General features: G+C 65.6%; 11 protein-coding genes. 5 read left to right on the plus strand and 6 right to left on the minus strand.

The window, feature by feature from the left end:
- Positions 1–9: 9 nt before the first annotated feature.
- Positions 10–636 (minus strand): PAQR family membrane homeostasis protein TrhA, encoded by a 627-nt coding sequence (trhA, locus tag ACSQ8Y_RS09505; RefSeq protein ID WP_436266204.1) that lies wholly within the window; start codon positions 634–636, stop codon positions 10–12.
- A gap of 346 nt (positions 637–982) precedes the next feature.
- Between trhA and ACSQ8Y_RS09510 the strand changes: the two genes are divergently transcribed.
- From ACSQ8Y_RS09510 to ACSQ8Y_RS09530, 5 genes are all read left to right on the plus strand, one after another.
- Entirely contained in the window at positions 983–2,869 is a 1,887-nt protein-coding gene (locus tag ACSQ8Y_RS09510) for a thiamine pyrophosphate-binding protein (protein WP_436266205.1), read from the plus strand.
- Between the two features lie 9 nt (positions 2,870–2,878).
- The gene (locus ACSQ8Y_RS09515) at positions 2,879–3,631 is read left to right on the plus strand and encodes an SDR family oxidoreductase (RefSeq protein WP_436266206.1); all 753 of its coding nucleotides are present in this window, start codon (positions 2,879–2,881) and stop codon (positions 3,629–3,631) included.
- Positions 3,632–3,641: 10 nt separating this feature from the next.
- Entirely contained in the window at positions 3,642–4,505 is an 864-nt protein-coding gene (locus ACSQ8Y_RS09520; RefSeq protein ID WP_436266208.1) for a citryl-CoA lyase, read from the plus strand.
- Positions 4,502–5,362 carry a citrate/2-methylcitrate synthase gene (locus ACSQ8Y_RS09525; protein ID WP_436266209.1) on the plus strand — a complete coding sequence of 287 codons (861 nt, stop codon included), beginning with the start codon at positions 4,502–4,504 and terminating at the stop codon, positions 5,360–5,362. Before ACSQ8Y_RS09520 ends, ACSQ8Y_RS09525 begins: the two co-directional genes overlap by 4 nt.
- A 114-nt stretch (positions 5,363–5,476) precedes the next feature.
- Positions 5,477–7,600 (plus strand): TonB-dependent receptor plug domain-containing protein, encoded by a 2,124-nt coding sequence (locus ACSQ8Y_RS09530; protein ID WP_436266210.1) that lies wholly within the window; start codon positions 5,477–5,479, stop codon positions 7,598–7,600.
- A 155-nt stretch (positions 7,601–7,755) separates the two neighbouring features.
- Here the strand turns inward: ACSQ8Y_RS09530 and ACSQ8Y_RS09535 are convergent, their stop codons facing one another.
- The 5 genes from ACSQ8Y_RS09535 to ACSQ8Y_RS09555 form a co-directional block, all read right to left on the minus strand.
- A complete protein-coding gene (locus ACSQ8Y_RS09535) occupies positions 7,756–8,847 on the minus strand; it encodes a serine hydrolase domain-containing protein (RefSeq protein WP_436269794.1) in 1,092 nt (363 codons plus the stop codon).
- A 71-nt stretch (positions 8,848–8,918) separates the two neighbouring features.
- A complete protein-coding gene (locus ACSQ8Y_RS09540; RefSeq protein WP_436266211.1) occupies positions 8,919–9,740 on the minus strand; it encodes an arylamine N-acetyltransferase family protein in 822 nt (273 codons plus the stop codon).
- Between the two features lie 7 nt (positions 9,741–9,747).
- On the minus strand, positions 9,748–10,146 hold the full coding sequence (locus tag ACSQ8Y_RS09545) for a glutaredoxin family protein (RefSeq protein WP_436266212.1): 399 nt from the start codon (positions 10,144–10,146) through the stop codon (positions 9,748–9,750).
- A gap of 150 nt (positions 10,147–10,296) precedes the next feature.
- Positions 10,297–10,836, minus strand: a complete 540-nt coding sequence (locus ACSQ8Y_RS09550) for a response regulator transcription factor (protein ID WP_436266213.1) — start codon at positions 10,834–10,836, stop codon at positions 10,297–10,299.
- Positions 10,837–12,162 (minus strand): ATP-binding protein, encoded by a 1,326-nt coding sequence (locus ACSQ8Y_RS09555; RefSeq protein ID WP_436266214.1) that lies wholly within the window; start codon positions 12,160–12,162, stop codon positions 10,837–10,839.
- Positions 12,163–12,168 lie beyond the last annotated feature (6 nt).

Raw genomic sequence — 12,168 nt, forward strand, 5'->3', positions numbered from 1 at the left:
CAACCCGCCCTACGCTGTCGCCGCCGGCAGCACATACAGCGCAATCGCCGCGTAGTGCAGCGCACTGCCCAGCACCACGAACAGGTGCCAGATGCCGTGCGCGTGGCGCATGCGTGTGTCGATGATATAGAACACGATGCCCACCGTGTACACCAGGCCGCCGCCCGCCACCAGGCCGAAGCCTGTGTCGCCCAGCGACGCGCGCAGCGGCGACAGCAGAAGGATGGCAGCCCATCCCATCGCCAGGTAGATCGCCACCGACAGCCAGCGGTTCCCTTTCTGCAGCACTTCCTGCGCGATGCCCGCCAGCGCCAGGCCCCACACTACCGCCAGCAGCAGCCACCCCGTTGAACTGTTCAAAGCGAGCGCGCAGAACGGCGTGTAGGTGCCCGCGATCAACAGATAGATCGCGTAGTGGTCGAACTTGCGGAAGCGCTCCTTGATCGGCCCGCTGCTGCCGTGGTAGAGCGTGGAACAGGCGTACAGCAGCATCAGCGTGCCGCCGTAGACCGCCACGCTGGCCAGCCCCTGCCAGGTCCCGCCCCACTGCTGCGAGAGCAGGTAGAGGGAGCCGATGGCCGCCAGCAGCGCGCCGCCCAAGTGTGTTGCGGTGTTGAACCGTTCGCCGATATCCATGAGCCCATTGTAGCGTGCGCGGCGCAAACGGCGCTCGACTATGCGGAATCCGCCGCCCGGTGCATGGAAACCGGCAGGAAAGCGCCCCGCACCACGCCTGTTACTTGCATTTTGATAGCAACGTGAACAGCAAGGCGTGCGTGTCGTTTATAACCATACGGAAACTTACGTTATGAAAGCTTTAATAGAATATTTTCACTAAATCTCTCCAAATGTCACCACTTGCCACAAATTTAAGCTATTATCTCGCACTGCAACATTTGTTGATTTAAAACATACAAAGTTGCTATATTGCTAGAAAATATCGGCTGATCGGATAGCCGATTCGCCCATATTGAGGAGCCTTATGTTTGACGATGTCGAGTTTGAACGGCAGGAGATGTTACGTCCCGCAACCACTGCAAGCGCATCGGCCGCCGCGCCAACCACCCCTTCCGCCATGGACATGGCCGACTTGCTGGTCGCCTACCTGGAGCAAATGGGCGTCGACTACGTGTTCGGGGTTCCCGGCGGCGCCATCGAGCCGCTGTACGACGCCATCGCGCGCAACTTGCGCAAGGGTGGCAACCTGAACCACATCGTAGCCCGCCACGAAGCCGGCGCAGCCTTCATGGCCGACGGCTATGCGCGCGAAACGGGCAAGATCGGCGTCTGCGTGGCCACTTCCGGCCCGGGCGCCACCAATATGCTGACCGCCGTCGCCACTGCCTACGGCAATGGCGTGCCGATGCTGGTCATCACCGGCCAGCCTGCGCTGCCCTCGTTCGGCAAGCACACGCTGCAGGAATCGTCCTGCACCGGCATCGACGTGCTCGGCATGTTCCGCCACTGCACCCGCTATAACTCGCTGGTCTCCCATCCGCAGCAACTGGAATGGAAACTCATTACCGCACTACAGCACGCTTCTCGCACGCCGGCCGGCCCGGTGCACCTGAGCGTGCCGGTGGACGTCTTCCGCGCGCCGAGCAATGTGCGCGCGCCGAGTTACGACATGACCAGCCTGCTGCAACCGTCCGCGCTGCTCGACGAGGGCGGTCTGGCGCGCCTGCGCGAACTGCTGTCGCGCGCACGCAACGTGGTGCTGATGGTCGGCGCCGACTGCGGCGACTCCATCCATTCCATCCTGCAGTTCGCCGCATTGAAGGGCGCCACCTTCGTCACCACGCCCGACGCCAAGGGGCTGGTCAGCCCCCAGCATCCGCTGTACCGCGGTGTGTTCGGCTTCGGCGGCCATGCCACCGCCGAGGCGGCGCTGCGCGACCCGTCGGTCGACCTGGTGCTGGCAGCGGGCAGCAGCATGGGCGAATGGAATACCGGCGGCTGGTGCGACAGCCTGCTGAACAACCGCCTGGTGCACATAGACGAATCCGAGGAGCACCTGGCGCGCACACCGATGGCCCGCCTGCACGTGCGCGGCAGCGTGCGCGTCGTCTTCGACCACCTCGCCGCCCACCTGCAGCAGCAGGAGCCGCAGGACGCCCAGGCCATGGCGCACCGCCGCGCCATGCGAGAACTGTCCTTCAAGTCCTGGCGCAGTTCGGACATGCTGGAGGCGCCGCATTCCTATTTCAGCGATGCCACGCCGGTCAAGCCGCAGCGCCTGATGAAGGAATTGGGCGAACTGTTCCCGCACAACACGCGCTTCCTGGCCGACGCCGGCAACAGCGTGGCCTGGGCCGCGCATTACCTTCAGCCGCAGGACCGCCGCATGGGCGAGCGCCGCAGCGCCGCCGGCGAGCGTTCGCGCGACCTGGGCAAGCGCCGCAGCACCGCCGGCTGGCTGCGCCTGACCTGCCACTTCGCGCCGATGGGCTGGGCCATCGGCGCGGCCATCGGCACGGCGGCGGCCAACCCGTCGGCGCCGGTGGTGTGCATCACCGGCGACGGCAGCATGCTGATGAGCGGGCAGGAACTGTCGGTGGCCGTGGCCGAGCAACAGTGCGTGATCTTCGTCATCCTCAACGACCGCGCGCTGGGCATGGTCAAACACGGCCAGCGCCTGGCCGGCGCCGAGCAGATCGGCTACGAACTGCCGCCGACCGATTTTGCCGCCCTGTCGCGCGCCCTGGGCGGCCGCGGCCACACCATCCGCACCGTCAAGGAACTGCAGGAGCTCGACATCAAGGGCATCTGCAATTACCCCGGCCCGACGCTGCTGGACGTCTACATCGATCCGGACGAAGTGCCGCCTATGGGCAGCCGCCTGCGCGTGCTGATGGACGACGGTCAATAAGGAGGCGCCGTGCACAAGCTACAAGACAAGGTGGTACTCGTCACCGGCGGCAGCAGCGGCATTGGCCTGGCCAGCGCACAGCTGTTCCAGGCGCAGGGCGCGCAACTGGCCGTCACCGGCCGCGATCCGCAAACCCTGGAACAGGCCAACGACGCCCTCGGCGGCAAGGCCCTGGTGATCCGCAGCGATGCCGGCCGGCTCGACGCCATCGACGACATGATGGCGCAGGTGCGCGCCCGCTACGGCCGCCTCGACGTGTTATTCATCAACGCCGGCGTGGCCAGGCCGGCTCCGATCGAACTGACCAGCGAAGAGGCCTTCGACGAGCAGATGGGCGTCAACCTGAAAGGCGTGTTCTTCACCATCCAGAAGGCCCTGCCGCTCTTCGCAGATAACGGCGGCAGCATCATCGTCACCACCTCGATCACCAACCAGCTCGGCTCGCCGAACTTCAGCGTGTACGGCGCCGCCAAGGCCGGATTGCGCTCCCTGGTCAAATCGCTGGCGCTGGAACTGGTGGGGCGCGGCATCCGCGTCAACGCCGTCAGCCCCGGCCCGATCGCCACGCCCATGTTCGACCGCCTCGGCCTGCCGCCTGAACTGGCCGCCGCCAAGAAGCAGGCCATCGCCGACAAGTCGCCCAGCCGCCGCTTCGGCACGGCCCATGAAGTGGCCAAGGCCGCGCTATTCCTCGCCTGCGACGACTCATCCTACCTGGTGGGCGAAGAGATCGTGATCGATGGCGGCATGAGCTTGCTATGAGGAAAGTCCCATGAACCGCTCCGCACCATGCCAGACTCCCGCCCAGGCGCCGGCCCCCTCGCCCAAAGACCTGATCCACACCGCCATCTGGCAAGAGGTGCCGGAAGCGGACAACCCCTTCGCCACCCGCACCGCTTATTGCCGTGGCTACGACGTCTACGGCAGCATGGCCGGCCAGGCCCGCTGGGTCGAGATGCTCTGGCTGCTGCTGCGCAGCGAACTGCCGGCCGGCGCCGAGCTGGACGTCCTGGAAACACTCGCCGTCGCACTGGCCAATCCTGGCCCGCGCGACAGTTCGGTACATGCCGCCATGTGCGGCGGCGTCGGCGGATCGCCCGCCGCCGCCGCGCTGATGGCCGCGCTGGCGGTGGGCGCCGGCCGCTCCGGCGGCGCGCGCGAAGTACACGACGCCATGACCATGTGGCTGCACTGCGGCCCGGACCTGGACGCATGGCGCGACTACAACGCTGCCAGCGCGAACGACCCGGTCGATGTGTGGCCCGATCGCGGCCACATTCCCGGCTTCGATCCGCATGGCGTGTCCACCCCCTTGCATGTGCGCCAGTTGCTGGCCACCTTCGCTCGGCTGGGCGCCGGCACCCGCGCCGCGTGGCTCCAAGCGAACCTGGAACAGGCGCACGCCGCAATCGGCCTGCCGCTGGCCATGTGCGGCGTGGCGGCCTGCGTGTTTGGCGACCTTGGATTCAGCCCCGACGAAGGCGAGATGCTGTATCTGCTGCTGCGCCTGCCCGGCGCGGCCGCGCATGCGCTGGAGCAGCAGGCCGGCGGCTTCAAACAATTCCCCTTCTACAAGCTTGAACTTGACCCGGCTGCCACGCCGCCGGCGCCCGGCGCCGCCAAGGAGACATCATGAGCGCCCCCATGAACGCAGCGGCCGAAGCGCCCTTGCGCGGCCCCGCGCTGCTGCAACACCACGCCGGCCGCCTGCACACCAAGGTGGGCGCGGCCTTCCCTGGCAGCCACGCGGTGTTCCGCGGCCACGACCTGCACCGCGAACTGCGCGAACTGGAATGGGTGCAGCTATACGCTTACGGCATCACCGGCCGCCACCTGACGCCCGCGCAGGCCGAACTGGTGCAAGCCCTGTGGACCCATACCGCCTATCCCGACGCGCGCCTGTGGAACAACCGGGTCGCGGCCCTGGCAGGCAGCGCGCGCAGCAGCGCCACCCTGGGCATGGTGGCCGGCATGGCCGTCTCGGAAGCCACCGTCTACGGTGGTCAGGCGGCCCTGCTGTCCATGTCTTTCCTGCAAAACGCGCTGCGCCGCGTGCAGGCCGGCGAGGTGCTGGCCGACGTGGTCTGGGCCGAGACGGCCCGCAGCAAGATCTACGGCTACGGGCGTCCCATCAACTCCACCGACGAGCGCCTGCCCTGGATCATGCAATTGGCCGAGCGGCTCGGCCTGCACGATGGTCCCCACCTGGCGCTGGCCTGGCAGGTCGAACAGGTGCTGCTGACGCGCTATACGCAATTGCGCATGAACTACACCGCGCTGCATGCCGCCATCATCGCCGACATGGGATTGTCGGTGCGCGAGTACCAGTTGTTGCGGGTGCCCGTGTTCATCGCCGGCATGGCGCCCTGCTTGGCCGAGGCGGCCGAGAAGCCGGAGGGCGTGCTGTTCGCCACGCCCTGCAGCGCGGTCGATTACAAGGGGGCGCCGCCGCGGCCGTGGCATGGTTCCAAGTCGCCAGCGCCGCCTGCATAACCCCGCACGGGCCGCTTACAAGCTGCATGCTTGCAACAGTTGTTGCTGTTTTGCCCCATGGCGCGGGAATGCCACGCTACAATGGTTCAAATTTGACATTCTGGAGATCGGACTTTGAAGTCTTCCCGCGCATCCCGTATCTGGCTGGCCGTGGCCATGGCCCTGCCCGCCCTGATCGCACAATCGCACGCCCACGCGCAAGCCGGGCCAAATAGCGAAGAAGACGAGCTGAGCATGGTGTACGGCGACGCCGACAGTGTCAGCATCGCCACCGGCAGTATGCAGACCTTGCGCCGCGCACCGGCGGTGGCCTCGGTGGTGACCGCGGCAGACATCGCCGCCATGGGCGCCACGGACCTCGACCACGTGCTGGAAACCGTGGCCGGCATCCATATTTCACGCAGCCCCAACAGCTATACGCCGCTGTACATCATACGCGGCGTGTTCAGCCAGTATGGCCCCCAAGTGCTGGTGCTGCAGAACGGCGTGCCGGTCACCACCCTGTACATCGGCAACAAGGGCAATATCTGGGGCAGCTTCCCGGTCGAACATATTTCCCGCATCGAGGTAATACGCGGCCCCGGCTCGGCCTTGTACGGCTCGGACGCCTTTGCCGGCGTCATCAATATCATCACCAAGGGGCCGGCCGAGGCGGCGGGTACCGAAATGGGTGCGCGCCTGGGCTCGTTCCAGACACGCGACGCCTGGATGCAGCATGGCGGCAAGCTCGGCCCTATCGAGATCGCCGCCTACCTGCGCGTCGGCAGCACGGACGGCCAGCGCAGCATCCTCGCCGCAGACGCGCAATCCCGCAACGACTTCCTGCTAGGCACCAAAGCCAGCCTCGCGCCCGGCTCCGTGAACACGGACAGCGAATCGATCGACGCCAATCTCGAAGCGGGCTATGGACAGTGGCGCGCACGCTTCGGCTATAAGCTGCGCGACAAGCTCGGCAGCGGCGCCGGCATCGCTTCCGCGCTCGACCCGGTCGGCGAGGGCCGCAGCGAACGCATCACCGGCAGCCTGGCCTGGGCCGATCCGCAATTCACGCGCGACTGGGGCCTGGGCGCCAGCGTCAGCACCCAGTTCTACTCGCAGGAAATTCCGACTCCCTACATCCTGCTGCCGGCCGGCACGCGCTTCCCGACCGGGCTGTTCCCAAACGGCATGATCGGTGCGCCAGAAACCTGGGAGCGCGCCACCCGCCTGACCGGCTATGCCGATTACAACGGTTTCGCAGGCCACCACGTGCGCTTGGGCGCCGGCCATGACGAGCTCAACATCTACCGTACGCGCGAGATGCGCAACTTCACCTACGCCGCCAACGGCACGCCCATCCCGCTGCCGGCGCTGGCCGATTTCAGCCAGTCCAATCCCTTCATACGGCCGCATCTGCGCCGTATCGACTACGTGTATGCGCAGGATGAATGGCGCATGGCGGCCGACTGGACCTTGACCGCCGGCGTGCGGCACGACCGCTATTCGGACTTCGGCGGCACCACCAATCCCCGCATGGCGCTGGTTTGGGACGCCACCTTCGACCTGACCGCCAAGCTGCTGTACGGCCGGGCCTTCCGCGCACCGTCCTTCAACGAAGCGTACAGCTTGGCCAATCCCGTCGCGCGCGGCAACGCCGACTTGAAACCCGAAACCGACCGCACGCTGGAGGCGGCATTCTCCTGGCAGGCGCAGGCCGACGCGCAACTGAACCTGACGCTGTACCGCTACGAGATGAGCGACATTATCCGGCTCGTGCCGAACGCCGTCGCCGGGACCGGTTCCACTTTCGCCAACCAGGGCGACCAGACCGGTCACGGCATGGAACTGGAAGGCAACTGGAACCTGAGCCGCGAATTGCGCCTGGTGGGCAACTACGCGTGGCAACGCTCGGTGGACAAGAATACCCAGAAAGATGCCGGCTACGCGCCGCGCCATCACCTGTTCGGCCGCGCCGACTGGCAATTCGGCGGCAGCTACACCGTATCGCCACAGCTGAACTGGGTGGCCGGGCGCCAGCGCACCGCCAACGACCTGCGCAAACCGGTGGCCGACTACCACACCGTGGACCTGACCCTGTCTACCAGGCGCGGCAAGAACCAGTGGAACTTCTCGGCTGCCGTGCGCAACCTGTTCAACGCCGACGCGCGCGAACCGACCTTGGCGCCCGGCCTGTCCCTGCCGTTCGACCTGCCGCTGGCGCCGCGCGCGTTTTCGCTGCAGGCCAACTACAAACTCTGACGCTGCACCATCGCTGACGGCAAGGCGCAACACAGCGCGCCTCTCCCTGCGCTTCCCCAAGCCTTAATGCGGCCTGCCATGGTCAGTGACCGGGCGGCCTGATCCGGCAGCCCGGTCTCCGGCGCGCCTTCCCGGCAGAGTGAAACAATCGGGAGCTAAAAGCACAAACGCAGTGTGTTGCAGAAGAAATTAAGAATATCGACGCCCAGCAGGGAAGACTGGAAAAGTTTATGCTCGCCCGGCAATATCTTCTGCGTCATGGGTTCTGCCAGTTCCATGCCATTCTCACTGTTGGTCAGCATCACCAGGCCGTCTCCCGTTCGGAGCGAGGCGATGACGAAGGCGCGGTAGCCGGTGTTGTTACCCCACTGCCAGATATAGCGATCGTCCTGATTGCCCTCAATTCCCCAGCCCAGTCCCCAGTCCAGGCCCAGGCTGCGGTCGACCGTGGCAGGCGATGCGGTCAGCCGTTTGAGCATATCGTCGTCGTTCAGCAGCGCGACGAGGAATCTCCCGTAATCCGCCGCCGTGGTGTAGAGGGAGAAAGCGGCGTTCGGGGATTTCAAGTCCATGGTCACCCTCGCCGCCCCATTTGCCTTGGTCCCAGGCAGCAGTTTCTGTGCGATGCCTTCGTTCCAAACGTAGCTGCTATGGTTCATGGCCAATGGCGCGAACACCTGTGCAGCCATGAATTGATCGAGTGTCTGGCCGGTGACCGCCTCCACTGCCCGCTGCAGCAGCACGTATCCTTCCCCTGAATAGGACCATGCCGTGCCGGGCGTCGAGTCAAATTTCAGCGGCCCCGAAGCCCAGTTTGGCAATCCTGAAGTGTGGTTCAGCACCATACGGACGGTAAGCGCTTGAAGTCTGGGATCGGTCACCAGATCGGTAGGCTGCGCAGCCAAGGGATGGAACTGGTGCCGATAGCCTTGCGGTAAATACCCGACTACCGGCGCATCAAGTTCCAGTTTTCCCTGCGCTACCAGTTTCAGCACCGCATAGGCAAAGACCGGCTTGCTAAGCGACGCCGCTTGAAAGACACTGTCGTGACTCGGCGCCGAGGCTGGCCGGCAGCCAGTCGCGGAATCAATCGAATCGAGCTGCCTGTTCTTGATGACAGCCAGCGCCACCTTGCACACGCGGTGCTGTCCCGCGAGCACTTCTAACGTTTCGCGCGCACTCTCTGGCATCGAACCAGTCCGATCGCAAGTGGCACAGCCGGACAGGAACGCGGAGATGAACATCATCGGCAGCAAGCAGCTGCCGCGCCGGGCCGCCGCGACGGCTAGAAAAATCCCCGGCCTGCACCGCCGCGCCGTCAAGGCGCGTCCCATTGCGTGGCTGCGGCCGCTTCAATGACCGGGCGCCACGTGGGATCGACCGGCAACCGGAAGATGTCGCGCAAGGCGCGTTCTATCGTGTCGGCATCCAGATAGCTGCGCTCGGTGGAACCGTCGGCGCCGCGTATCGTCAGCCGGTTCTGCAGCAGCGCGTGGCGGGCCTTGGGCGTGGTGCGCGCGACGATGAGCTTGTGGCGGAAATGCGAGCCGGGATAGGTCGCCGTGTAGTAGTTGGCCATCTCGTAGTCGCCGGCGGTTTGCAAGGCCGGCGAGATCTGGTACACCGGCTGCCATTCGCCGCCGATCTCAAGTTCGAGCAGGTGCTCGTTGCCCACGGGAGTGAGGCGGAAACGTTCGTGCGGCGTCGCTTGCGGCGTGGCCAGGTCGAAACGGAGCGGCGCGGTCAGCACGGCACTGCCGAAACCGACATCGGCCAGCCAGGGCGTGCCATCCACGGTCACGCGCAGCACCATGTGCGTGCGCGGACGCGTCAGCCCGTCCTCGCCGAGTTGCCAGCGCACTTGGGCAATCAACCCCTCCACGCGGAAGCCCAGCGCCTGCAGCGCGCGCTTGAACAGATTGTTCTGTTCGAAGCAGTAACCGCCGCGCCCCGCATGGATCAGCTTGGCGTCGATGGCCTCGGGCGCGAGCTCGACCGGCCGGTGCAGCAGCACGTCCAAGGCCTCGAACGGTATCGAAGCCGGGTGCAGTTCCTGCAGCGCCCGCAGCGTGGCCAGCGTGGGTGCACGGGAACCCGTATAGCCTATGCGCGCACAGTACGCGTTCAAAAATGCCTGCATTTAGTCCTCACGATGAAGTTTGTCGTAGCAGCTTCAGGAACACACCGGTCTGGAAACCCTCGTGCATCTGTTGCCCGCGCACGACCAGGAAAGGCGTGCCATGCGCGCCGTAGCCGTTGAAGGCCTCGCTGCAAGCGCTGTCCACGCTGATATTGCATTCGGTATAGGCCACCTTGTGCTGGTCCAGCCATTCCTTGGCCAGCTTGCAGTAGAGGCAGTCGTTGATGGTGTACACCACCACCTCGCCCGGCTTTACCTGCGTCGCCAAGGCGGCGATTTGCCCGGACGAGACTTCACCGTCCGCCAGGCCGCGCATCTTGCCGATCCCGCCGAAGGACACGAATGCGATCAGCGCCACGACGATCAGCAGCTTGAACCAGGGGATATCGAAACTCGGCAGCGTCATGGGCAGTCCTTTAACGATGGCTTTGCATACCATACTAGCGAACTTCCCGCGCCGGCGCCGACGCTGCCACGACGCCCCCGTGCCACTGCTTCTCGCTACTTGCGGATGGCAAGCCGCTCCGCCACCTTGCTCGCGGCCGCACGGGCTTGTCTACTTCACTCTTTGCTTTTCCAGCTTGCGCGCGAGGGTGCGGCGGTGCATGCCGAGCCGGCGCGCGGCTTCGGAGATGTTGAAGTCGGTCTCGGCCAGCACTTCGTGGATGCGCTCCCACTCCAGCGTCTTGATCGACGTCGAGCGGTTCGTCATCTCCACGTCGGCGCTGCCGGCCACGTGCGCGAAGGCGGCTTCGATGTCGTCCGTGTTGGACGGCTTGGCCAGGTACTGGCAGGCGCCCAGCTTGATCGCCTCCACCGCCGTGTTGATGCTGGCGAAACCGGTCAGCACCACGATCAGCATGTCCGGGTCGTGCGCGTGCAGCATCTGCACGCACAACAGGCCGGAGGTGTTGTTCTTCAGTTTCAGGTCGACCACCGCGTAGCCGGGCGAGTTGTCCTCCAGCAGCGCCTCGGCCTCCTCCAGGCTGGCCGCCAGCAGCACCTGGTAGCCGCGCCGCTCGAAGGAGCGGCCCAGCGTGCGCGCGAAAGCCGCATCGTCCTCGATAATCAGCAGCAGGCGTACTTCTTCAGTCATTTATTCCTCTCCAACGGCGATCGCCGCCAGCGGCAAGGTCAGCAGCACGGCGGCGCCGCCTTCGGGCCGGTTGCTGGCCGACACGCTGCCGCCCAGGGTGCGCGCCACGTTGACGCTCAGGAACAGTCCCAGCCCCCTGCCCGCCTGTCCCTTGCTGGACTGGTAGGGCTTGCCGAACTGTTCCAGGATGGCCGGCTCGAAGCCGGGCCCGCTGTCGGTCACCAGCAGTTTCAGCGCGTCCGCCTCGCAAGTCGCTTCCAGCCGCACCCACTCGGGCGAGGCCTCCAGCGCGTTGTCCAGCACGTTGCATATCATTTGCTTCAGGGCGGAGTCGAACACCACGGGCTGGTCCGAGATCCGGTTGTCGTACTCCAGCGACGCCACCGGACGGCTCTGGCGCCATTCGGCCACCAGTTCGTCGAGGAAGGTGTTGATGGTGGTGCGGGTCGACGACTCGCCGCGCGCCTCGCCCGCCGACAGCAATATGCCGCTGACGATGGCTTTGCAGCGCGCCAGTTGCGCCTGCATCTCGCCGATCTCTTCCAGCAGTTCGGGGTTCTTGCCGAACTCCGGCATGCGGCGCCAGTCGCCCAGTATGACCGACAAGGTGGCCAGCGGCGTGCCCAGTTCATGCGCGGCGCCCGATGCCAGCAGGCCCATGCGCACGATGTGTTCTTCCTCGGCGGCGCGCTGGCGCATGCCGGCCAGCAGCGCGTCGCCGGCGCGCAGATTGCTCATGATGCGGCTGATGAACACCACCAGCAGCGCCGCGTTCAGCGCGAAGCAGATCAGCATGCCCTGGATATACAGGCTGAAGTAGCCGCGTTCGTGGAACAGCGGCAGCGCGATCGGCTTGGACCACACGGCCAGGCCGGCCAGGCAGGCGCTGGTGATGGCGACGATGGTCCAGGTGGACCACGCCTCCAGCAGCACCGCGCTCAGGATCACCTGCAGCAGATAGAGATAGACGAAGGGGTTGGAGGTGCCGCCGCTCAGGTAGAGCTGGGCGGTGAGACTGGCCACGTCGACCAGCATGGCCAGGAACAGCTCGCCGTTCGAGACCGCCCATTTTTCATGCCAGCGCAGCTGACTGGCGACGTTGAAGGCGATCAGGCAGGCCAGCACTTCGAGCATGTAGACCAGCGGCAGCTTGATGCCGAAGCCCCCGGCCACGACGCCGATGGTGGTGACCTGGCCGACCACGGCGATCCAGCGCAGCTGGATCAGCGCCTGCATGTTCTGGTGCCCGGCCGCCTGGCCGCCGCTGGCGGCCGCCATGAAGGACGGCAGCTTGGCTATCGATAGCAGTTCTGATTTTCCCGACATTGTCCC

The organism is Pseudoduganella sp. LjRoot289 (assembly GCF_964252925.1).
Lineage (GTDB): Bacteria > Pseudomonadota > Gammaproteobacteria > Burkholderiales > Burkholderiaceae_D > Rugamonas.